Raw genomic sequence first — 21,422 nt, forward strand, 5'->3', positions numbered from 1 at the left:
AGTTAATAGCGTGGCGGGATGGTCACTCACCTGAAATAACATACTGCGATGCAGTAAATTCTGAACAATATTACGTCGGGTAAGTAATTATTTCTGTGTGCCTCTATTTCAGGCGAAACCGCATTTCATTTTTTTGATTCCCTTCCCGGAAATCGTGGCCTGAATGCCCCACACTTTCGCCGCAGAAAGTGGCCGCGATCACACTTTAGTGCTCATCCCCGCTACTCCTCCCTGTCTAATCCCCGGCAGGAGGAGGAAGAGGCATGAGGAGCCAGGCACACTAGCACCAACGCCTCATTTTCTCTCTACAGGATGCAGATTCCCTATGTCACAGCCTACTTTCAACAAAGCTCAATTCCAGGCTGCCCTGACGCGTCAGTGGCAGCGTTTTGGTTTACATGCCGCCGAAGACATGACCTCCCGCCAGTGGTGGCAGGCCGTCAGCGGAGCGCTTGCCGAGCTGCTGAGCGCTCAACCCGCGGTGAAGCCCGTCAAAGGCCAGCGCCACGTTAACTACATCTCCATGGAGTTCCTGATTGGCCGTCTGACCGGCAACAACCTGCTGAACCTCGGCTGGTATCAGGAGGTCAGCGATGTGCTGAGCACGCACAACATCCACCTGACCGACCTGCTGGAAGAGGAGATCGATCCGGCGCTGGGCAACGGCGGTCTGGGTCGTCTGGCGGCCTGCTTCCTCGACTCGATGGCGACGGTAGGCCAGTCGGCGACCGGCTACGGTCTGAACTATCAGTACGGCCTGTTCCGTCAGTCCTTTGCCGACGGCCAGCAGATGGAAGCCCCGGACGACTGGCATCGCGGCAGCTACCCGTGGTTCCGCCACAACGAAGCGCTGGACGTGCAGGTCGGCATTGGCGGTAAAGTGACCAAAGCGGGCCAGTGGGAGCCGGGCTTTACCATTACCGGCCAGGCCTGGGATCTGCCGGTGCTGGGCTACCGTAACGGCGTGGCACAGCCGCTGCGCCTGTGGCAGGCGACCCATGCGCATCCGTTCAACCTGACCAAATTCAACGACGGCGATTTCCTGCGTGCTGAGCAGCAGGGCATCGACGCCGACAAGTTGACCAAAGTCCTCTACCCGAACGATAACCATCTGGCGGGCAAGAAGCTGCGCCTGATGCAGCAGTACTTCCAGTGCGCCTGTTCCGTGGCCGACATTCTGCGTCGCCATCATCTGGCGGGCCGCAAGCTGGCCGAGCTGGCGGATTACGAAGTGATCCAGCTCAACGACACCCACCCGACCATCGCCATCCCGGAACTGCTGCGCGTGCTGATCGACGAGCACCAGATGAGCTGGGACGATGCCTGGGCGATCACCAGCAAAACCTTCGCCTACACCAACCACACCCTGATGCCAGAGGCGCTGGAGTGCTGGGACGAGAAGCTGATTAAAACCCTGCTGCCGCGCCATATGCAGATCATCAACGAGATCAACAACCGCTTCAAAAAGCTGGTTGATAAAACCTGGCCGGGCGATAAAGCGGTATGGGCGAAGCTGGCAGTAGTGTTCGACAAGCAGGTTCGCATGGCTAACCTGTGCGTGGTGAGCGGCTTTGCGGTGAACGGCGTGGCCGCGCTGCACTCCGACCTGGTGGTGAAAGATCTGTTCCCGGAATATCACCAGCTGTGGCCGAACAAGTTCCACAACGTCACCAACGGCATCACGCCGCGTCGCTGGATCAAACAGTGCAACCCGAAACTGGCCGCGCTGCTGGATTCCTCGCTGGAGAAAGAGTGGGCCAACGATCTCGACCAGCTGATCAACCTGGAAAAGTATGCCGACGATGCGGCGTTCCGCGAGACGTACCGCACCATCAAGCAGGACAACAAGGTGCGCCTGGCGGCGTTTGTCAAAACCCGCACCGGGATTGAAATTAACCCGAACGCGATCTTTGATATCCAGATTAAACGTCTGCACGAGTACAAGCGTCAGCACCTGAACCTGCTGCACATTCTGGCCCTGTACAAGGAGATCCGCGAGAACCCGCAGGCCGACCGCGTACCGCGCGTGTTCCTGTTTGGTGCGAAAGCGGCCCCGGGATATTACCTGGCAAAAAACATCATCTTCGCTATCAATAAAGTGGCCGACGCGGTGAACAACGATCCGCTCGTGGGCGACAAGCTGAAAGTGGTCTTCCTGCCGGATTACTGCGTCTCGGCGGCGGAGCTGCTGATCCCGGCGGCGGACGTCTCTGAGCAGATTTCTACTGCGGGCAAAGAGGCCTCCGGCACCGGTAACATGAAGCTGGCCCTGAACGGCGCGCTGACCGTCGGAACGCTGGACGGTGCCAACGTTGAGATTGCCGAGCAGGTGGGCGACGAGAACATCTTTATCTTCGGCCATACTGTGGAAGAAGTGAAAGCCATCAAAACCAAAGGTTACGACCCGGTGAAATGGCGTAAAAAAGACAAACTGCTGGATGCGGTGCTGAAGGAGCTGGAGAGCGGCAAATATAGCGACGGCGACAAACATGCGTTCGACCAGATGCTGCACAGCATCGGCAAACAGGGCGGCGATCCGTACCTGCTGATGGCCGATTTTGCCGGCTACGTTGAGGCGCAAAAACAGGTCGATGTCCTGTATCGCGACCAGGAAGCCTGGACCCGGGCGTGCATTCTGAACACCGCGCGTTGCGGCATGTTCAGCTCTGACCGTTCAATCCGCGACTACCAGGCCCGTATCTGGCAGGCAAAACGCTAAGGAAGCGCGATGGAAAGTAAACGTCTCGATAATGCCGCCCTGGCGGCGGGGATCAGCCCCAGCTATATCAATGCTCATGGTAAACCGCAGTCTATTGGTGCTGAGACCAAGAGGCGTTTGCTGGATGCCATGCACAAAGCCAAACCCGTCGCGAAAGCGGCGGTCACCGCCGTCCCGAACGTGATGGTCTATACCGCGGGCAAAAAGATGCCCCTGATGATTGAAGGCAGCGGCGACTTTAGCTGGCTGCTGACCACCGAAGAGGGGCATCAGCACAAGGGCCACGCCACGGGCGGCAAAAATCTCAACCTGCCGGCAAAACTGCCGGAGGGTTATCACACCCTGACGCTGACGCAGGATGCTCATCGCTGGCACTGCCGGGTGATCGTCGCGCCAAAACGCTGCTACGAGCCGCAGGCGCTGAAAGAGGGCAAGAAGCTGTGGGGTGCCTGCGTGCAGCTCTACACGCTGCGCTCCGAGGTGAACTGGGGCATTGGCGACTTCGGCGATCTGCAGAAGATGCTGGCCGACGTCGGCAAGCGCGGCGGGGCCTTTATCGGCCTCAACCCGATCCATGCCCTCTATCCGGCGAACCCGGAGAGCGCCAGCCCATACAGCCCGTCCTCCCGCCGCTGGCTGAACGTGATTTACATTGACGTCAACGCCGTGGAGGATTTCCGCAACAGCGAGGAGGCGCAGGCCTGGTGGAAGATGGATACCACCCAACAGGCGCTGCAACGCGCCCGCGACGCCGAGTGGGTTGATTATGCCAGCGTCACCGCGCTGAAGATGGCCGCACTGCGCATGGCGTGGAAAGGCTTTGCCCGGCGTGACGACGAACAGATGGCAGAGTTCCGGGCGTTTGTTGCCCGGGAAGGGGAGAGCCTCTACTGGCAGGCAGCGTTTGACGCCCTGCACGCGTATCAGGTGAAAGAGGACGAAATGCGCTGGGGCTGGCCGGTGTGGCCTGAGCAGTATCAGTCCGTTGACTCCCCGGCGGTGAAAGCGTTTTGCGAAACGCATACCGATGAGGTCGATTTCTACCTCTGGCTGCAGTGGCTGGCCTACAGCCAGTTTGCCGCCTGCTGGCAGGAGAGCCAGGGCTACGGCATGCCGATCGGCCTGTACCGTGACCTGGCGGTGGGCGTCGCCGAAGGTGGAGCAGAAACCTGGTGCGATCGCGAGCTCTACTGCCTGAAAGCCTCCGTCGGCGCGCCACCGGATATCCTGGGCCCGCTGGGTCAGAACTGGGGCCTGCCGCCGATGGATCCGCACGTCATCGCGGCCCGTGCCTATGAGCCCTTTATCGAGCTGCTGCGCGCTAACATGCAGAACTGCGGCGCGCTGCGTATCGACCACGTGATGTCGGTCCTGCGCCTGTGGTGGATCCCGTACGGTGAAACCGCCGACCACGGGGCCTACGTGCATTATCCGGTCGACGATCTGCTCTCCATCCTTGCGCTGGAGAGTAAGCGCCATAACTGCATGGTGATCGGGGAAGATCTCGGCACCGTCCCGGTGGAAATCGTCAGCAAGCTGCGTGACAGCGGCGTTTACTCCTACAAAGTGCTCTATTTTGAAAACGACCTTGAGAAGAACTTCCGCGCGCCGGAGGCGTATCCAGAACAATCAATGGCAGTCGCGACGACGCATGACCTTCCTACGCTTCGTGGCTGGTGGGACAGCGGCGACCTTACCCTGGGCAAAACGCTGGGCCTCTACCCTGACGAAGTGATGCTGCGCGGCCTGTATCAGGATCGTGAGCTGTCGAAGCAGGGGCTGCTGGATGCATTGCACGCGCACGGCTGCCTGCCGAAGCGTACCGGGCACAAGGCATCGTTGATGTCGATGACCCCGACGCTTAACCGCGGGTTACAGCGCTACATTGCCGACAGCAACAGCGCCCTGCTGGGCCTGCAGCCGGAAGACTGGATTGATATGGCGGAGCCGGTGAACATTCCGGGCACCAGCTATCAGTACAAAAACTGGCGTCGCAAGCTGTCTACCTCTCTTGAGGCGATGTTTGCCGATGACGGGGTGAACAAGCTGATTAAAGATCTGGATAAGCGGCGAAAAGCGGCTGCGAAGAAGTGATAAAAAAACCCGCCTGATGGCGGGTTTTTTATTGACCTTGTAGGCCGGGTAAGGCGTAGCCGCCACCCGGCAACGGTCACATCAAACCACCGTACCCAACAGCAGGCACCCAATCAGCCCGCACACGGAGATGATGGTTTCCAGCATCGACCAGGACCGGATGGTCTCGCCGATGGTCAGGTTGAAGTACTCCTTGAACAGCCAGAAGCCCGGGTCGTTAACGTGAGAGAAGATCACGCTACCGGAACCGACCGCGATAACCATCAGCTCAGGGCTGACGCCGGTGGTAGCAATCAGAGGGGCAACGATACCGCCCGCAGTGATAGCTGCAACGGTTGCCGAACCCAGCGCGATACGCAGAACCGCCGCGATAGACCATGCCATCAGGATAGGGGAGATGTTGGTTTCATGCATCATGGAGGCGATGTACTTGTCCACGCCGCTATCAACCAGAACCTGTTTGAACGCACCGCCACCGCCGATAATCAGCAGCATCATGGCGATGATTTTGATGGACGAGCCCAGGGTATCGTTAATCTGATCCATGGAACGACCACGGTTCAGACCGAAGGTGAACATGGCAATCAGGACCGCAATCAGCGTCGCCATCACCGGGTCACCGAGGAACTCCGCCACGCCGAGAACCGGATGGCCTTTCGGCAGGATCATTTCACAGACAGCACGCAGAGCCATCAGCACCACCGGAACCAGGGAGGTCCAGACGCTGACGGCAAAGCTTGGCATTTCTGCTTCAGTAAAGGTTTTCGCGTTGTACAGACCTTCCGGGATCGGCTTGTCGATGCCTTTCAGGGTGCGGGCAAATACCGGGCCAGCCAGAATGACGGTTGGGATCGCCAGGATGGTACCGAACAGCAGGGTTTTACCCATGTCCGCATGGAAGATGGTGGCGATAGCGGTCGGGCCCGGGTGCGGCGGCAGGAAGCCGTGGGTCACGGACAGCGCCGCAGCCATTGGCACACCGACATACAGCAGCGGGATGCTGGCAGAGGCAGCGATGGTGAACACCAGCGGCAGCATCAGCACGAAGCCCACTTCGTAGAACAGCGCAAAACCGACGGTGAAGCCGGTTAAGACCACGGCCCACTGAATGTTGTTTTTGCCGAATTTTGCAATCAGCGTGGTCGCGATGCGCTGTGCGCCACCGCAGTCAGCCAGCATTTTGCCGAGCATAGCGCCGAAGCCCATGATCAGCGCGAGGCTACCGAGCGTACCGCCGACACCGGCTTTAATGGAGCTGATAACTTTTACCAGCGGCATCCCTTGCATCAGGCCGACAGCAAGGGCCACCAGTACAAGGGCAATGAAGCCGTTCATTTTGAAACGGATCATCAGGAGCAGTAACAGGACTACACCGATAGCGACGATGACTAATGGCATGATTATCTGGCCTTTAAAATTGTTATGGGTAACGTCATTGTTTCAACGACATATTAATGTTGCCCCAACTGGGAACAGCGAACTTCCTGGCACAAAGACAGGCTGCCTTCTAAATCATTAAGCTTAGTCGGTCGGCGTAAGGTGTTTAAGTGCCCACGAGAATGATACGGGTAACATGGGCGGATTGAGAATCACCCTGGCGGCCAAAATGTGAATTCTGAGACGCAGGTCATGTTATAAGGCAGGGGAAAAAAGGGGGGATTAGCCCGGTAAGCGTAGCGCCACCGGGCAAACAGACGGGCAATCAGTAGTAGGAGTGTTCGCCACGCTGGTGTTCGGTGAGGTCGCGCACGCCTTTCAGCTCAGGGAACTCGTTCAGCAGCTGCTTCTCGATCCCCTCTTTCAGGGTCACGTCGACCATGGAGCAGCCGTTACAGCCGCCGCCAAACTGCAGAATGGCCAGACCGTCTTCGGTGATCTCCATCAGGGTGACGCGACCACCGTGGCCGGCCAGCTGTGGGTTGATCTGGGACTGCAGCAGGTACTCAACGCGCTCCATCAGCGGGGCGTCGTCGGTCACTTTGCGCATTTTAGCGTTCGGTGCTTTCAGGGTTAACTGGGAACCCAGCTGGTCGGTCACAAAATCAATTTCCGCATCTTCCAGATACGGGGAGCTCAGCTCATCGACATAGGCAGTGAGTTGCTCAAATTTCAGGGCAGTGTCAGTTGCTTCCACAGCATCCGGTGGGCAATAAGAGACGCCGCATTCTGCATTCGGGGTGCCCGGGTTGATCACGAACACGCGGATCTGGGTCCCTTCTTCCTGATTTGCCAGCAGTTTGGCAAAGTGCGCTTGTGCAGCATCGGAAATACGGATCATAGCATTGGCCTAATAGTTGACTAAAATACCTGGGTATAATACGCCCAACCTGAGGGCGCTACAAGGTTCGACACAGACACCATACCTGAACCGACGCCGCGCCGCTTCGCAAAAGCAGGCGGGAGAGCTCCGCGACGGTAGCGCCTGTTGTCACGACATCATCCACCACTGCGATATGGCGTCCGGCGACCGGTAATTCAAGCGCAAAAGCGTGCTGGAGGTTACGTTTACGCAGTCTGGCGCTGAGCTGATGTTGGACCGGGGTGGCGCGGATCCGGCGAATGGCCTCGGGAACATAGCGGCAGTTTAGCCAGCGGGCCAGCGGACGACAGAGCAGGTCGCTCTGGTTAAACCCGCGCCGCCAGTGACGCCGGGACCACAGCGGCACGCACACCAGCATATCCACACCCGGTAAGCCCCGGCTGCGCCTGGCGCGCAGGAGCGCCAGCAGTAACAGCCTGGCCAGCGGTTTTGCCAGCTGGCTGCGGCGGGAAAACTTCAGCTGATGCACCAGCTGGCTCAGCGGCGGCGTATAGCCGCTCACCGCCACCAGCGCCTGCCACGGCGGCGGTCTGCGCAGACAGCGCCCGCAGGGCAGGTGAGGGTGGATGGCCGGTAAGCCGCAGCGGGGACAAACGCCGCCACGCTCCGCCAGCCCCTTTTCGCACACCGAACAGACGCCCCAGTGGCTGAGCGTAAGCGGCATCCGGCATAGCCAGCACAAGCCGGGCACTGTTAGCATAGACAACCTCCTTGTGAAAAAAGAGAACAGTAATCGATGAACAACCTTTGGTGGCAGACCGTCGGGACAGGAAATTGTCATCTTGTGCTGCTGCACGGATGGGGGCTGAATGCCGAAGTCTGGCGTTGCATTAGCGAGGAACTCTCCTCGCAATTCACGCTGCACCTGGTGGATCTGCCGGGGTTTGGCCGCAGCCGTGATTTCGGTGCCATGCCGCTGGCCGACATGGCGGAGCAGGTGCTGGCTCAGGCCCCGGATAAGGCGATCTGGCTGGGCTGGAGCCTTGGTGGGCTGGTGGCGAGCCAGATTGCCCTGACCCATCCTGAGCGCGTGCAGGCTCTGGTGACCGTGGCATCCTCCCCCTGTTTTAGCGCCCGGGCAGAGTGGCCGGGGATCAAACCCGAGGTGCTGGCCGGGTTCCAGCAGCAGCTGAGCAACGATTTCCAGCGCACGGTGGAGCGTTTCCTGGCCCTGCAGACCATGGGTACAGAGACCGCGCGGCAGGACGCCCGCACGCTGAAGGCCACGGTGCTGTCATTGCCGATGCCGGAAGTGGCGGTGCTGAATGGTGGGCTGGAGATCCTGAAAACGGTCGATCTGCGTGAGCCGCTGGCGTCGCTGACGCTGCCGCATCTGCGCATCTATGGTTATCTCGACGGGCTGGTGCCGCGCAAGGTGGTGCCGCTGCTCGACGCCCTGTGGCCGCAAAGCGAATCGCAGGTGATCGCTAAAGCTGCCCATGCGCCTTTCATCTCGCATCCGGAGGCCTTTTGCGCCGCCTTAACGGCGCTGCGTCAGCGAATTCTCTGATTGTTTTATCTTCATAATGGAAAAAGTCGTCAGCCGCTACGATACTTATTTCTGTCGTGGTGGCGGTAACGCCAGCGATAAACACAATTACCAATCGATGGAGAGTATGGATATGAAACTTGTCACAGGAATTGTCGCTTCACTGGTTATTGGATCGCTGTCTTTTGGCGCTTTTGCGGCGAAAGAGCTGCAACGCGATGAAGCTAAAAAGATGAATCTGACGAAGGTCGGGGACGTTTCTACTTCTGACAAAACCGCGCCGATGGACGCCAAAAAAGAGCTGTCTGATAAAGCAGATGAAATGGGCGGCACTTACTACGTGATTACCAGCGGCACGAAGAACGAAAAAGATATTCGTGCCACGGCAGAAGTGTTCAAGTAACTTCCCGCTGATGGCCGGGTGGCGCTTCGGGTTACCGAAGCGCCCACCACTCCCTGAGGCAGGCTTTTCCTTCAGGACAGCTTTTACAGCTGCCGGATAAGCAGCCGTCGGCATCCTCCTGGATGCGCTGCGCTTTCCCCATCGCCTCCAGACGTTGCAGCATGGCCTCGATCATCGCCTGCGGCGTGCGCAGGACCTGGCTGAGCTGGGTGGCCTCCATTCTCCCCTGCAGCGCCAGTAAATCACGAACCTCAATTAACGATGCCATGTTGCCTCCTAATGACAGTCGCTGGCCGGGCTATCACAGCAGGCCGCTGCGGTTCTGCCTTTCGCCAGCAGGTTGACGTCCACGCGGCTGCGCGCCCGGCGCAACAGGCCCATCACCACTACGTTAAACAGCACCACCGCCAGGATACAGGTCATGCTGTACTGCGGATGCTGGCTGAAGTTCACCGTCTGGTAGTACACCGTTGCCAGTGACCAGGCGATATTCAGCCCCCACAGGACCGAGAAGCCCATCCAGCCGCGGCTCGATTCGCGAGCGATGGCCCCCATCACCGAGATGCACGGAATGTAGAGCAGGACGAAGATCAGGTAGCTGTAGGCCGCCGAGGCGCTGCCAAACTTCTCGCTCATCACGCCCATCGCGCCGGTTGCCATCTCTCCGTCGCCTTTGCTGGCTTCAATCGGGTTCGCCAGCACGCTCAGGCTGAAGGTCTCTTTCAGGCTCTGCCAGGTTTCATCCACGGCGCTGAACAGTTCGTCCCCGAGGTGGAACTCCGCCGGGTTGAATTCCTGTTCCTGAATATTTTCTGCGGTGTAGAGGGTGTTGAGCGTGCCGACCACCACCTCTTTCGCCATCGCGCCGGTGAACAGCCCGACGGTGGCCTGCCAGTTGTCTTCATGCACGCCAATCGGTTTGAACAGCGGGGTGATAACGCGGCTGACGGAGGCCAGCGCCGAGTCGTTAATGTTGTCCGCCGCCTGGCCGCTGAGGGTAAAGCTGTTCAGCGCGCTGAGGAAGATGCTGACCACCACAATCACTTTACCCGCCCGCAGAACAAAGCCTTTCAGCCGCTGCCAGGTCTGGATCAGCAGGCTTTTCAGATGCGGGACGTGGTAGACCGGCAGCTCCATCACGAACGGCGTGGCTTCACCACGCATAATAGTGTGTTTGAGCATCAGACCGGTGAGGATCGCCATCACGATGCCCAGCACGTACAGGGAGAAGACCGCCAAAGCCCCCTCCTGACCAAAGAAGGCGGCGGCAAACACCGCAAAGATCGCCAGACGAGCACCGCAGGACATAAACGGTGCCATCATGATGGTCATCAGCCGTTCGCGGGGCGCATCCAGGGTGCGGGCACCCATCACCGACGGGACGTTGCAGCCGAAGCCGACAATCAGCGGCACAAAAGATTTACCCGGCAGACCGAGGGCCTGCATCAGGCGATCCATCACGAAGGCCGCGCGGGCCATGTAACCGGAGTCCTCAAGGAACGACAGGAACAGATACATCATGCCGATCTGCGGCACCAGCGGCAGGACGGTGTTGATCCCGCCGCCCAGCCCCTGGGCGAGGAAAATGGTCAGCCACTCCGGCAGGTGCAGGGTGTAGCCCAGCCACTGAATGCCGTGAATGAAGATCGCCACCGAGCCGACATCAAACAGCGGCTGTAGCGCGCCGCCGATGTTGATGGCCAGCAGGAACATCACGTACATCACCAGCAGGAACACCGGCAGGCCGAGGAAACGGTTGAGGATGACGGTGTCCATCGCCCGGGTAAAGCGGCTCGGCTCGGCGGTGAGGGCGTTGCTGACCACGTCGCAAATGGCGGCGATGCTCTGATAGCGGGCATCGGCAATGTGCAGGGCCGGGTCGTCCAGCTCGTCGTTCAGGCGCGCGAGGGAGACATCCAGATACTGCGCGGCATCACCGGCATAGGCGCGGCTGTAGATGTCCCCTTCCAGCATCTGCAGGCCCAGCCAGTGACGCTGTTTAAACGGCATGCTGTGCGCCATCTCCTGAGCGAGGATCCCCGCTTCCCGCAGCAGCGGCTGGGCGTAATGCACCAGCTCCACGTCGGCATTGCGGGTATGGCGGTCGATGGCCAGCTTAAGGGCGTCGATCCCGCGGGCGCGGGTGGAGACCAGCGGCACCACCGGGCAACCCAGGCGGGCGGAGAGGGCGTCAACGTCGATGCGGATCTGCTGCTTCTCCGCGATATCGAGCATGTTCAGCGCCACCACGCAGGGGATGCCCAGCTCCAGCAGCTGCAACGTCAGGTAGAGGTTGCGCTCAAGGTTCGAGGCATCCACCACGTTGATCAGCAGGTCGGCGTCGCCGCTCAGAATGTAGTGACAGGCGATCTGCTCATCCAGCGAGGTCTGGGAGGAGATGGTGGTTAACGAGTAAGTGCCGGGCAGATCGACGAGGGTGACCTGATTATCGGTGGTCGCAAACTGGCCCTCTTTCCGTTCGACCGTGACACCCGCCCAGTTTCCTACCCGCTGGCGTGCGCCAGTAAGCTGGTTAAATAACGTGGTCTTGCCGGAATTTGGATTACCAATTAAGCCAATGGTGAGTTTTTTCATTCTGTTCGACTCGCTACGGGAGCTGGCGTGTTATTGAGACAGGGCTTCAACTTCTATTAAAGCGAGATCTTTCTTACGCAGAACCAGATTCACTCGACGGGTTTCGATATGCACCGGATCGCCCAGCGGCGCAACGCGCACCACCTGGAAAGAGGAGCCGGGTAGCATCCCTAAAGAGAGCAGTTTCTGCCGGTAGGCCGGGCTTATTTCGCGGGTGAAGCCGGTAATTTTCCACGCGCTGTCTGGAGTGAATTGCATAGTGCCTACTTAACGGAAGGTTAAATAATCAACAGACACAATGGTAATGAGAATGGTTTCTATCATCAATATTAAATATGTGACGGAATGTAGCCAGAGCCATTAATTTGCAGGCTGCTTGACCTTGCTCAATATTTGCGGAAGAAGTGAATGTGTTATTTGTTAATAAAGTGCTGACGAGGAGTTTTTTATTTGCGGAATGATTAAATAAAAAATAACAAATAAACCCTCTCCTCAAAGAGGAGAGGGGAAATGATTAACGCTTTTTACCCATCGCCGCCGCCAGCGCATCCATCATCGCGCTGTTGCCGGAGGGCTGTGCTTCACGCCCGCGCGGTTTCGCCGCCGGACGCTGCTGCTGACGCGCATCGCTGTTACCGCCGCCGCGACGGGCATTGGTCTCGCCAGGCTGCTCGTCCAGACGCATGGTCAGGGCGATACGCTTGCGCTGCAGGTCCACCTCCAGCACTTTGACCTTCACGATGTCGCCAGCTTTCACCACGGTGTGCGGATCTTCCACGAACTTGTCGGCAAGGGAGGAGATATGAACCAGACCATCCTGATGCACACCGATATCGACAAAGGCACCAAAGTTGGTGACGTTGGTGACTGCACCTTCCAGCACCATACCGGGCAGCAGGTCGTTCATGGTCTCCACGCCTTCGGCAAACTGCGCGGTTTTGAACTCCGGACGCGGGTCGCGGCCCGGCTTCTCCAGCTCTTTGATGATGTCGGATACCGTCGGCACGCCGAATTTCTCATCGGTGAAGTCGACCGCTTTCAGATTACGCAGCTCGCTGCTGTTGCCCATCAGGGTCTTCAGCGCCTGCTGGGTGGCCGCCAGAATACGTTCCACCACCGGATAGGCTTCCGGGTGAACGGTAGAGGCATCCAGCGGGTTGTCGCCGTGGTTGATACGCAGGAAGCCCGCGCACTGCTCGAACGCTTTCGGCCCCAGACGGCTTACCTTCAGCAGCTGCTGACGGTTCTGGAACTGGCCGTTCTCATCACGCCAGGCGACGATGTTCTGCGCCATCATGCGGGTTAAACCGGCCACGCGGGTCAGCAGGGCGACGGAGGCGGTGTTCAGGTCAACGCCGACGGCGTTCACGCAGTCTTCCACCACCGCGTCCAGCTTACGCGCCAGCTGCGTCTGGCTGACGTCGTGCTGGTACTGGCCCACGCCAATGGATTTCGGGTCGATCTTCACCAGCTCGGCCAGCGGATCCTGCAGGCGACGGGCGATAGAGACCGCACCGCGCAGGGAGACGTCCAGATCCGGGAACTCCTGCGCCGCCAGCTCGGAGGCTGAGTACACGGACGCGCCCGCTTCGCTGACAATCACTTTCTGGGCCGTCACTTTCGGGAACTGCTTTTGCAGATCGAGGAAGAAACGCTCGGTTTCACGGGAGGCGGTACCGTTGCCGATCGCCACCAGCTCCACGTTATGCTTTTCGCACAGCGCCGCCACGGCCACGGCCGCTTTGGCTGCCTGGCCGGTGTGCGGGTAGATGGTGTCGGTAGCAACCAGCTTGCCGGTGCCATCTACCACCGCTACTTTCACGCCGGTACGCAGGCCCGGATCGAGACCCATGGTGGCGCGCAGGCCCGCCGGAGCGGCCATCAGCAGATCGTGCAGGTTACGGGCAAAGACGTTAATCGCCTCATCTTCGGCGCGCTCGCGCACGGTGCCCATCAGTTCGGTTTCGAGGTGCATCAGCACCTTGATACGCCAGGTCCAGCTTACTACTCCTTTGCGCCAGCTATCCGCCGGGGCATTGTTCAGGCGCAGGCCGAGATGGTCGGTGATGATCTGCTCGCCGTGGCTCTCTTTCGGCGGCTCGTCAAACTGCGGGTCGGCGTTGAGGGAGAGCTGCAGCACCCCTTCGTTGCGGCCGCGGAACATCGCCAGCGCGCGGTGAGAAGGGGTGGTAGAAATCGGTTCGTGGTGATCGAAGTAGTCGCGGAATTTCGCCCCTTCTTCCTCTTTGCCGCTCACCACGGTGGAGACGATATGGGCATTCTTCCACAGGTAGTCACGCACTTTTGCCAGCAGGGCGGCGTCTTCGGCAAAACGCTCCATCAGAATGTAGCGTGCGCCGTCGAGAGCGGCTTTGGTGTCGGCCACGCCTTTTTCGGCATCGATAAACTTCGCGGCTTCGGTTTCCGGGTCGTGGGACGGCGTGGTCCACAGCAGATCCGCCAGCGGCTCAAGGCCCGCTTCAATGGCAATCTGCCCGCGGGTGCGGCGTTTCTGTTTGTACGGCAGGTAGAGGTCTTCGAGTTCGGTTTTATTCAGGGTACCGTTGATGGCTTTGGCCAGCTCGTCGGTCAGCTTGCCCTGTTCACCGATGGATTTCAGGATCGCCTGACGTCTGTCTTCCAGTTCACGCAGATAGCCAAGGCGGGTCTCCAGGTTACGCAGCTGCGTATCATCCAGACCGCCAGTCACTTCCTTACGATAACGTGCGATAAACGGCACGGTGTTCCCTTCATCAAGCAGGCGAACGGCAGCTTCTACCTGTTCAGCCCTGGCCTGAAGTTCACCCGCAATAATGCGGCAGAGCGAATCTTTCATCATGGCTATTTCATCTTGTGGGTCGAAAAATCAGGGGATAGTTATACGGACTGGCACGGCAAAATGCCAGCCGCTGCGCCAGGCTCTCAGATTGTTCCGGCGGGTTATTTCACATAGTCGATGGCGTTCACATACCAGGTCGCTTCCCCGGCGGGGGTCTGCACGACGGCCAGATCGCCGACCTCTTTTTTCAGCAGCGCCCGGGCCATTGGCGAGTCGATGGAGATGTAATCCTTACGACCAAAAATTTCATCGTAGCCGACAATTCGAAAGCGCTTGAGATCGCCGTCGTCGTTTTCGATCTCCACCCACGCGCCGAAGAAGACTTTGCCCTCCTGCTGCGGGGAGTAATCGACAATTTTCAGGTGCTCAAGGCATTTGGTCAGATACCGCACCCGGCGGTCGATTTCGCGCAGCCGTTTCTTGTTGTACTGGTAGTCGGCGTTTTCGCTGCGATCGCCCAGGCTTGCGGCCCAGGTCACTTTTTTTGTCACCTCCGGGCGCTCTTCCCGCCACAGCGTGTCCATCTCTTTCTTCAGATTTTCATACCCTTCGCGGGTGATCAGGGGCGTTTTCATACTCTGGCCTTACGACTTAGGTTGCATACCTTGCGCACATTACGTATCACTTAGCGTAACAGACAAGATTAATAATGAGTTATGTGACGAATTGTGCAGATAAGCTCCTGTAAAATATGCTTTGTAACAATTTCGACTAGAATTTATACCAGAATTAGCTGGTCGTGGACGTGCACTTTTTTAGAATACGCTGTTCAAGATTATCCGAACCTTTGGGAGTACTGACAATGCAAGAGAATTATAAGATTCTGGTGGTGGATGACGACATGCGCCTGCGCGCGCTGCTCGAGCGTTATCTGACCGAGCAGGGCTTCCAGGTTCGTAGCGTCGCCAACGCCGAACAGATGGATCGCCTGTTAACCCGCGAATCCTTCCACCTGATGGTGCTGGATCTGATGCTGCCGGGCGAAGATGGGCTCTCCATCTGCCGTCGTCTGCGCAGCCAGAGCAACCCGATGCCGATCATTATGGTGACGGCGAAAGGGGAAGAGGTTGACCGTATCGTGGGCCTCGAAATTGGCGCCGACGACTACATTCCAAAGCCGTTTAACCCGCGTGAGCTGCTTGCCCGTATCCGTGCCGTACTGCGTCGTCAGGCGAACGAACTGCCGGGTGCGCCGTCCCAGGAAGAGGCGGTGATCGCCTTCGGTAAGTTCAAGCTGAACCTCGGTACCCGCGAGATGTTTCGTGAAGATGAGCCTATGCCGCTGACCAGCGGTGAGTTCGCGGTGCTGAAAGCCTTAGTCAGCCACCCGCGCGAGCCACTCTCCCGCGATAAGCTGATGAACCTGGCCCGTGGCCGCGAATATTCCGCGATGGAGCGTTCCATCGACGTGCAGATCTCCCGCCTGCGTCGCATGGTGGAAGAGGATCCGGCGCATCCGCGCTATATCCAGACCGTCTGGGGTCTGGGCTACGTGTTTGTCCCGGACGGCTCTAAAGCATGAGGCGAATGCGTTTCTCGCCGCGTAGCTCGTTTGCCCGCACTCTGTTACTGATCGTCACCCTGCTGTTTGTCAGCCTGGTGACGACCTACCTTGTGGTGCTGAACTTTGCGATCCTGCCGAGTCTCCAGCAGTTTAATAAGGTCCTGGCCTACGAAGTACGTATGCTGATGACCGATAAACTGCAGCTGGAAGATGGCACGCAGCTGGTGGTGCCACCGGCGTTTCGCCGGGAAATCTACCGTGAGCTGGGGATATCGCTCTATTCCAACGAAGCGGCGGAAGACGCAGGCCTGCGCTGGGCGCAACACTACGAATTCCTCAGCCAGCAGATGGCGCAGCAGCTGGGCGGCCCAACGGAAGTGCGCGTTGAGGTCAACAAAAGCTCGCCGGTAGTCTGGCTGAAAACCTGGCTCTCACCCAACATCTGGGTGCGCGTCCCGCTGACCGAAATCCATCAGGGCGACTTCTCGCCGCTGTTCCGTTACACCCTGGCGATCATGCTGCTGGCGATAGGCGGCGCGTGGCTGTTTATTCGTATCCAGAACCGACCACTGGTCGACCTGGAGCACGCGGCGCTGCAGGTCGGTAAAGGCATTATCCCGCCTCCGCTGCGCGAGTATGGCGCGTCGGAAGTGCGCTCGGTAACCCGGGCGTTCAATCATATGGCGGCAGGGGTTAAGCAGCTCGCCGATGACCGTACCCTGCTGATGGCCGGGGTCAGCCATGACCTGCGCACCCCGCTGACGCGTATTCGCCTCGCCACCGAGATGATGGGCGAAGAGGATGGCTACCTGGCGGAGTCCATCAACAAGGACATCGAAGAGTGCAACGCCATTATCGAGCAGTTCATCGACTACCTGCGCACCGGGCAGGAGATGCCGATGGAGATCGCGGAACTGAATGCGGTGCTGGGCGAAGTGGTGGCCGCCGAGAGCGGTTACGAGCGTGAGATCGAAACCGACCTGCAGCCGGGTGATATCACCGTGCGCATGCATCCTCTCTCCATCAAGCGTGCGGTGGCGAATATGGTGGTCAATGCCGCTCGCTACGGTAACGGCTGGATCAAGGTCAGCAGCGGGTCTGAACTGAACCGCGCCTGGTTCCAGGTGGAGGACGACGGTCCGGGGATCAAGCCGGAGCAGCGGAAACATCTCTTCCAGCCCTTTGTGCGTGGCGACAGCGCGCGCAGCACCAGCGGCACCGGTTTAGGCCTGGCGATTGTGCAGCGTATCGTGGATAACCATAACGGCCTGCTGGAGATTGGTACCAGCGAGCGGGGCGGGTTGAGTATCCGCGCGTGGCTGCCGGTTCCGTTTACGCGTGGGCAGGTGAAAGAGAGCTAAAAAATAAGCCGGGTGGCGGCTTCGCCTTACCCGGCCTACGTTCAGGTTTTTTATAGGCCGGGTAAGCGCAGCGCCACCCGGCACAGTCTCTACAGCTTAGGCCCCGCACTCACCAATGCCGCACCCGCTGGCGTATCGGTGTACTTCTCGAAGTTTTCCACGAACAGTTTCGCCAGAGTAGTGGCTTTTTCCTGCCACTGCTCCGGTGACGCGTAGGTGTTGCGCGGGTCGAGAATATGGCTGTCCACGCCCGGCAGTTCGGTCGGGATCGCCAGGTCGAACATTGGCAGGGTGAAGGTTTCCGCTTCGTCCAGGGAACCGTTCAGAATGGCGTCGATAATGGCGCGGGTATCTTTGATGGAGATACGTTTGCCGGTGCCGTTCCAGCCGGTGTTCACCAGATACGCCTGAGCACCTGCGGCCTGCATGCGTTTCACCAGCACTTCGGCGTACTGGGTCGGGTGCAGCGACAGGAAGGCTGCGCCGAAGCAGGCGGAGAAGGTTGGGGTCGGCTCAGTCACGCCGCGCTCGGTACCGGCCAGCTTGGCGGTAAAACCGGAGAGGAAGTGATACTGGGTCTGGCTGGCGGTCAGGCGTGAAACCGGCGGCAGCACGCCGAACGCGTCGGCGGTGAGGAAGATCACCTTGGTCGCGTGGCCTGCTTTCGACACCGGCTTAACAATGTTGTCGATGTGGTAGATAGGGTAGCTGACGCGGGTGTTTTCGGTTTTGGACGCATCGTCAAAATCGACCGACCCGTCGGCACGCACCGTCACGTTCTCCAGCAGCGCATCGCGGCGGATCGCCTGGAAGATATCCGGCTCCGCTTCTGCCGACAGACGAATAGTCTTGGCGTAGCAGCCGCCTTCGAAGTTGAATACCCCGTCATCATCCCAGCCGTGTTCGTCATCGCCGATCAGGCGGCGTTTCGGATCGGTGGAGAGGGTGGTTTTACCGGTGCCGGACAGGCCGAAGAACACCGCCACGTCGCCTTTCTCGCCCACGTTCGCCGAGCAGTGCATCGAGGCAATGCCCTGGAGCGGCAGCAGGTAGTTCATCACCGAGAACATCCCTTTCTTCATTTCGCCGCCGTACCAGGTCCCGCCGATCAGCTGGATACGCTCCGTCAGGTTAAAGGCGACGAAGTTTTCTGAGTTCAGACCCTGCTCTTTCCAGTTCGGGTTGGTGCATTTCGCACCGTTCATCACCACGAAGTCAGGTTCGAAGCTCTGCAGCTCTTCATCGGTGGGGCGAATGAACATGTTCTTCACGAAATGCGCCTGCCAGGCGACTTCGGTGATAAAGCGAACGGAAAGGCGGGTGTCGGCGTTGGCGCCGCAGTAAGCATCGATGATGAACAGACGCTTGCCGGAGAGTTGTTGGGTGACGAGGGTTTTCAGCTGCTGCCAGACTTCCGGGGAGATCGCTTTATTGTCGTTCTTCCCTTTGCCGTTATCCGCCCACCACAGGGTGTCGCGGGTGGTGTCGTCACGGACAATGTACTTATCTTTCGGCGAACGGCCGGTAAAAATACCGGTGTCGACAGCGATAGCGCCGGTGGTCGTCAATATACCGCGTTCGTATCCTTCCAGTGCTGGATTGAGCTCTTCCTGATACAGCGTATCGTAATCGGGGTTGTAGACGATATCGTGAGCGTCGTTGATACCATAAGCCTTGAGATCCTGCGGGGTTAAACCATTAACACGCATATCACTGCTCCTTAGCCAATATATACTGCCTGAAATTGTAGGGTTTTTCCTCGAATGTTAACCGCGACCGGGCTCATAGATTTGCGTATCTGGACAAAAACCCTTTATGACGGAAAACGCTGTGACTCCTGTCACTTCGCGGAGCAGATTATGGCAGGAATCACTTTTTGGTTGGCGAAAATGTTCTGAAAAGGTTAATTGCTGGTAAATTTAACTACGAGAATGTGAGTGTAAGCGCATACATGAAAGAAAATTACGAAAGACTTACATTACTGATAACGATTCAGCAGAACTGGCAGGAATAGTGAATAAAAAGAAAGGGTAGCCGAGCAGAGGGAAAGGTCAACTGCCCCCTTCAGAGGGCAGTTAACGGGACAACTTAGTGCAACTGAGGATCGGCCGGGGAGGCGTTATTACGGATCTCAGCAATGTCCATCGCGTTGAAGACGTAATGCGAACCGCAATAGTCGCAGTGCATGTCGATCTCGCCCTCTTCGGCCATGATGCTGTCGATCTCTTCATCCGGCAGGGTTTTCAGCGCGCCCGCACAGCGTTCACGGGAGCAGGTGCATTTGAACTCGACGTCCTGCGGATCGTACAGCGTCACCTCTTCTTCGTGGTACAAACGCCACAGCACTTCGTTCGCTGGCAGAGTCAGCAGCTCTTCGGCTTTGATGGTTTCGGTCAGCGTTGCCAGATGCTCGAAATCATTGGTCTGAGCATCCTGCGCAGGCAGCACCTGGAGCAGCATACCGCCGGCTGCAGGCTGGCCATCCACTTCACCGGTACGGATGAACAGGCGGGTTGGCAGCTGTTCGGAACGCATGAAGTAATCTTCCAGGCAGGCGGCAAGCGTATCGCCTTCCAGACCGACCACGCCCTGATAGCGTTCACCCTCTTCCGGAGAGATGGTGATCACCAGGTAGCCGTTACCGACCAGGGTTTTCAGGTCTGCGCCTTCCGGGATCTCGCCCTGTACGCGCGCCACGCCGCGCATCTGCTGCTGGTTATTGCCGTTGATCACCGCCAGGCTCATCGGGCCATCACCCTGCAGCTGCACGGTAATATCACCGGCAAATTTCAGGGTGGCGGTCAGCAGGCTGGTGGCAACCAGCAGCTCGCCCAGCACGGTTTTGACCGGCTGCGGGTAGTTGTGGTTTTCCAGGATCTGTTTCCAGGTTTCGGATACCGTCACCAGCTCGCCGCGAACGGCAAATTGTTCAAACAGATAGCGGTGTAATTGGTCGTGTTGGGCCATAGTCATCTCTCGTTCAGCAAGAATCACTCATTCTCGCCATTTTTAAATTTAATCAGATCGCGACGCTCTTTCTTGTCCGGTCGCCTGTCGGGATGCGGCATGGTCAGGGCATTCAGCTTGCGCGCCTGCGCCATCTTCTCGCGCTTTTCAACGCTTTCTGCCGTCTCTTCATACAGGGTGCTGGCTTCCGTTGCCGGGCGACGCTGTTCGGTGACGTTTTTCACGATCACCGTCCGTTCGTCGTTGCCCTGACGCAGGGTCAGGGTGGCGTTCAGCTCCACGAGCTTGCTCGGTTTGCTGCGCTGCCCGTTGTAATGCACTTTGCCGCCTTCAATCATTTCCCGGGCGAGGGCGCGCGTTTTGTAAAAGCGGGCAGCCCACAGCCATTTGTCCAGTCTTACCCCTTCGGAGGGCTTCTCTTTCATGGCTTCTCCTTCACGGTGAGTGAGGGGATCATCCGGCGATAGTCGTTCAGCCCCGGATGCCGCAGATAGCTTTTTTCAGCCAGGCCAGAATCAGGATTGGTGACGCCAAGGCAATAGCGAATGCCAAATTTTGCCGCCGCATCCAGAATGGGTTCGCTGTCATCAATGAACAACGTTCTTTCTGGCTGCAGGCCGGTCTCTTCTGCCACCGCCTGCCACAATCGCTGATCCTCTTTCGGATAACCAAATGTGTGGGTGGAAAGTAATAAATCAAGGTGTGAGGCCAGGCCGGTATGTTCCAGCTTCACCGCCAGATTATGCGGATGCGCGTTGGTCAGCAGTATGCGCCGCTTGCCGCTCGCTTTCAGGGCATCGAGAAAGGGAACGGTATCTTCACGCAGCACGGCGTGCGGGCCCTGCGCGGTGGTCATCGCGCAAATATCCAGACCGAGGCGTTCGCTCCAGTAGTCCAGGCAGTACCAGTTTAGCGTATGTTGTACGGCGGTATATTGCTGGCGGATGAATTCCTGCGCCTCTGCCGGGGAGATCCCCTGCTGCTCGCCGTAGGTCTCCGGCACCAGTTTTTGCCAGAAGTGGTTATCAAAAGCGAGATCGAGCAGCGTGCCGTCCATATCCAGCAGGACGGTATCGACCTCCTGCCAGGCGATATCAAAATGCATGGGGGAAAACTCCAGCCAGAAGAAAC

General features: G+C 58.5%; 18 protein-coding genes. 6 read left to right on the forward strand and 12 right to left on the reverse strand.

Going from position 1 to position 21,422, the window contains the following annotated elements:
- The first annotated feature begins 325 nt into the window (after positions 1–325).
- Both malP and malQ read left to right on the forward strand, forming a co-directional pair.
- Positions 326–2,719, forward strand: coding sequence for a maltodextrin phosphorylase (malP, locus tag WFO70_RS20355; RefSeq protein ID WP_337018829.1), 2,394 nt, complete (start codon positions 326–328; stop codon positions 2,717–2,719).
- Positions 2,720–2,728: 9 nt separating this feature from the next.
- Positions 2,729–4,813, forward strand: coding sequence for a 4-alpha-glucanotransferase (malQ, locus tag WFO70_RS20360; RefSeq protein WP_337018831.1), 2,085 nt, complete (start codon positions 2,729–2,731; stop codon positions 4,811–4,813).
- A gap of 81 nt (positions 4,814–4,894) precedes the next feature.
- Here the strand turns inward: malQ and gntT are convergent, their stop codons facing one another.
- From gntT to gntX, 3 genes are all read right to left on the reverse strand, one after another.
- On the reverse strand, positions 4,895–6,211 hold the full coding sequence (gene gntT, locus WFO70_RS20365) for a gluconate transporter (protein ID WP_337018833.1): 1,317 nt from the start codon (positions 6,209–6,211) through the stop codon (positions 4,895–4,897).
- A gap of 304 nt (positions 6,212–6,515) precedes the next feature.
- Positions 6,516–7,091 (reverse strand): Fe-S biogenesis protein NfuA, encoded by a 576-nt coding sequence (gene nfuA, locus WFO70_RS20370; protein ID WP_142487392.1) that lies wholly within the window; start codon positions 7,089–7,091, stop codon positions 6,516–6,518.
- Between the two features lie 58 nt (positions 7,092–7,149).
- The gene (gene gntX, locus WFO70_RS20375; RefSeq protein WP_337018836.1) at positions 7,150–7,833 is read right to left on the reverse strand and encodes a DNA utilization protein GntX; all 684 of its coding nucleotides are present in this window, start codon (positions 7,831–7,833) and stop codon (positions 7,150–7,152) included.
- A 36-nt stretch (positions 7,834–7,869) separates the two neighbouring features.
- Here gntX and bioH point away from each other — a divergent pair, with 36 nt between their 5' ends.
- Positions 7,870–8,643 carry a pimeloyl-ACP methyl ester esterase BioH gene (gene bioH, locus WFO70_RS20380; RefSeq protein WP_337018840.1) on the forward strand — a complete coding sequence of 258 codons (774 nt, stop codon included), beginning with the start codon at positions 7,870–7,872 and terminating at the stop codon, positions 8,641–8,643.
- 112 nt (positions 8,644–8,755) lie between these two features.
- Positions 8,756–9,025 carry a YdgH/BhsA/McbA-like domain containing protein gene (locus WFO70_RS20385; RefSeq protein ID WP_250589551.1) on the forward strand — a complete coding sequence of 90 codons (270 nt, stop codon included), beginning with the start codon at positions 8,756–8,758 and terminating at the stop codon, positions 9,023–9,025.
- Between the two features lie 31 nt (positions 9,026–9,056).
- Here WFO70_RS20385 and feoC read toward each other — a convergent pair whose 3' ends face one another.
- The 5 genes from feoC to greB all read right to left on the reverse strand — a co-directional run bounded on the left by feoC (position 9,057) and on the right by greB (position 15,034).
- Complete coding sequence (gene feoC, locus WFO70_RS20390) at positions 9,057–9,293, reverse strand: [Fe-S]-dependent transcriptional repressor FeoC (protein ID WP_337018842.1); 237 nt, start codon at positions 9,291–9,293, stop codon at positions 9,057–9,059.
- Between the two features lie 8 nt (positions 9,294–9,301).
- Positions 9,302–11,620: a Fe(2+) transporter permease subunit FeoB gene (gene feoB / locus WFO70_RS20395; protein WP_337018844.1), complete on the reverse strand. Its 2,319-nt coding sequence runs from the start codon at positions 11,618–11,620 to the stop codon at positions 9,302–9,304.
- A 30-nt stretch (positions 11,621–11,650) separates the two neighbouring features.
- Entirely contained in the window at positions 11,651–11,878 is a 228-nt protein-coding gene (gene feoA, locus WFO70_RS20400; protein ID WP_010436417.1) for a ferrous iron transporter A, read from the reverse strand.
- A 256-nt stretch (positions 11,879–12,134) separates the two neighbouring features.
- The gene (locus WFO70_RS20405) at positions 12,135–14,459 is read right to left on the reverse strand and encodes a Tex family protein (protein WP_337018846.1); all 2,325 of its coding nucleotides are present in this window, start codon (positions 14,457–14,459) and stop codon (positions 12,135–12,137) included.
- A 101-nt stretch (positions 14,460–14,560) separates the two neighbouring features.
- Positions 14,561–15,034 (reverse strand): transcription elongation factor GreB, encoded by a 474-nt coding sequence (gene greB / locus WFO70_RS20410; protein ID WP_337018848.1) that lies wholly within the window; start codon positions 15,032–15,034, stop codon positions 14,561–14,563.
- A gap of 227 nt (positions 15,035–15,261) precedes the next feature.
- Between greB and ompR the strand changes: the two genes are divergently transcribed.
- On the forward strand, positions 15,262–15,981 hold the full coding sequence (gene ompR / locus WFO70_RS20415) for an osmolarity response regulator transcription factor OmpR (protein WP_001157751.1): 720 nt from the start codon (positions 15,262–15,264) through the stop codon (positions 15,979–15,981).
- Positions 15,978–17,324, forward strand: coding sequence for a two-component system sensor histidine kinase EnvZ (gene envZ, locus WFO70_RS20420; RefSeq protein WP_142487383.1), 1,347 nt, complete (start codon positions 15,978–15,980; stop codon positions 17,322–17,324). The genes ompR and envZ overlap by 4 nt, the downstream gene beginning before the upstream one ends.
- An 89-nt stretch (positions 17,325–17,413) precedes the next feature.
- Here envZ and pckA read toward each other — a convergent pair whose 3' ends face one another.
- From pckA to yrfG, 4 genes are all read right to left on the reverse strand, one after another.
- A complete protein-coding gene (gene pckA, locus WFO70_RS20425; protein ID WP_337018850.1) occupies positions 17,414–19,033 on the reverse strand; it encodes a phosphoenolpyruvate carboxykinase (ATP) in 1,620 nt (539 codons plus the stop codon).
- Positions 19,034–19,412: 379 nt separating this feature from the next.
- Complete coding sequence (hslO, locus tag WFO70_RS20430) at positions 19,413–20,291, reverse strand: Hsp33 family molecular chaperone HslO (protein ID WP_337018852.1); 879 nt, start codon at positions 20,289–20,291, stop codon at positions 19,413–19,415.
- 23 nt (positions 20,292–20,314) lie between these two features.
- Positions 20,315–20,716, reverse strand: a complete 402-nt coding sequence (hslR, locus tag WFO70_RS20435) for a ribosome-associated heat shock protein Hsp15 (protein WP_142487380.1) — start codon at positions 20,714–20,716, stop codon at positions 20,315–20,317.
- Positions 20,713–21,396 carry a GMP/IMP nucleotidase gene (yrfG, locus tag WFO70_RS20440; protein ID WP_337018853.1) on the reverse strand — a complete coding sequence of 228 codons (684 nt, stop codon included), beginning with the start codon at positions 21,394–21,396 and terminating at the stop codon, positions 20,713–20,715. Before yrfG ends, hslR begins: the two co-directional genes overlap by 4 nt.
- Positions 21,397–21,422: the final 26 nt, after the last annotated feature.

The organism is Leclercia sp. AS011 (genome assembly GCF_037152535.1).
Lineage (GTDB): Bacteria > Pseudomonadota > Gammaproteobacteria > Enterobacterales > Enterobacteriaceae > Enterobacter.